This is a genomic window from Streptomyces sp. NPDC055103, from assembly GCF_053607625.1.
Genome location: NZ_JBSGTX010000170.1, coordinates 1 through 1,668, shown reverse-complemented (window position 1 = coordinate 1,668; position 1,668 = coordinate 1). Strand labels below are relative to the sequence as shown.

1 protein-coding gene is annotated in these 1,668 nt (G+C 70.1%); it reads left to right on the top strand.

The window, feature by feature from the left end; translation table 11 throughout:
* Positions 1–126 precede the first annotated feature (126 nt).
* Entirely contained in the window at positions 127–1,503 is a 1,377-nt protein-coding gene (locus ACWFR1_RS40285) for an IS1380 family transposase (protein ID WP_453561072.1), read from the top strand.
* Positions 1,504–1,668: the final 165 nt, after the last annotated feature.

Sequence of the window (1,668 nt, the reverse complement as noted above, 5' to 3'; positions counted from 1 at the left end):
TTAGCCTCGCGCTTTCATGAAGCGGGCTGTCCGACGGGTGGTCAGGTAAGCAGAAAGTGCCTCTGACCAGCAAGAATGAGGATTGTCGAGGTCCTTGTTCCCGCACCAGCCGGAGGCACTTCCCAGGTGAAGAAGCGTATCGGGTCCTATCCACGCGTCCGCATCGAGGGCGGCGGCCACGGGGTGCTGTCCCAAGCCGGGGCCGTGCTGCTGGTCGAAACCGCCCGCAAGGCCGGGCTGGATCAGGCGATATCGACGGCGCTGACGCCCTGGCGACGCCCGAGGGCGGTGCACGATCCAGGCAAGATCCTGCTGGACACGGCCCTCGCGGTCGCGCTGGGCGGGGACTGCCTCGCGGATGTCGGGATGCTGCGGGCCGAGCCTGGCGTGTTCGGGCCGGTGGCCTCCGACCCGACCGTCTCCCGCCTCATCGACACCCTCGCCGCGGCCGGGCCGAAGGCCCTCTCCGCGATACGGGCCGCGCGGGCCGAAGCCCGCGAGCATGTCTGGAACATGGCCAAGAACGCGGCCCCGGACGCCGCAGGGCAGGTGATCGTGGACCTGGACGGGGTCCTCGTGCTGGCCCACTCCGAGAAGCAGGACGCCACCGCGACCTGGAAGAAGACCTTCGGACACCACCCCCTGATGGGATTCGTCGACCACGGAAGCGGCGGGAGCGGGGAACCGGTGGCCGGCCTGCTCAGACCGGGCAACGCAGGCAGCAACACCGCCGCCGACCACATCACCACGGCCCGACTCGCCCTGGCCCAACTCCCGAAGAAGTACCGGCGCGGACGCCAGACGCTGATCCGCACCGACTCCGGAGGCGGAACGCATGAGTTCACAGCCTGGCTCGCCCAGCGCGGACGGTGGCTGTCGTACTCGGTTGGCATGACCATCACCGAGCAGATTCACCAGGCCGTACTCAAGGTCCCCGTCCCGGCCTGGACGGCAGCGATCGAGCCCGGCGGCGAGATCCGGGACGGAGCCTGGGTCGCCGAGATCACCGGAGACTGCCTCAAGGGCTGGCCGAAGGGAATGCGGCTGATCGTCCGCAAGGAACGGCCCCACCCCGGCGCCCAGTTGCGGATCACCGACGCCGACGGACTGCGGCTGACCTGCTTCGCCACCAACACCACCGACATGCCGATCGCGGCACTGGAACTGCGGCACCGCCAGCGGGCACGAGCCGAGGACCGCATCCGGGCCGCGCGGGCCACCGGCCTGCGCAACCTGCCCTTGCACGACACCGCCCAGAACCAGATCTGGCTGGAGATCGTCCAGCTCGCCCTGGACCTGCTGGCCTGGATGCCCATGCTCGCTCTGACCGGCGAAACCCGCAGGTGGGAGCCCCGCCGCCTCCGGCTCCGGCTCTTCTCCGCCGCAGCCCAACTCGTCACCACCGCCCGCCGCCGGCACCTGAGGTTCGCCCGCCACTGGCCCTGGACCGACGTGATCACCGACGCCCTCGCACGGCTCGAAGCTCTCCCGAACCCCGGCTGACCAGCACTTCCCCGTCCCTGCGAGCAGCACCACCCCGACCGGAGCCGTGGAACCCGGCGCCCACCCGACGCGACAGCCGGGCCACCGCCGTGCCCACGACCAGCCCGAACAACCGAAACGGCCCACCGGAGAAACCGACGGACCATCACGAAAGATCGAGGTTAG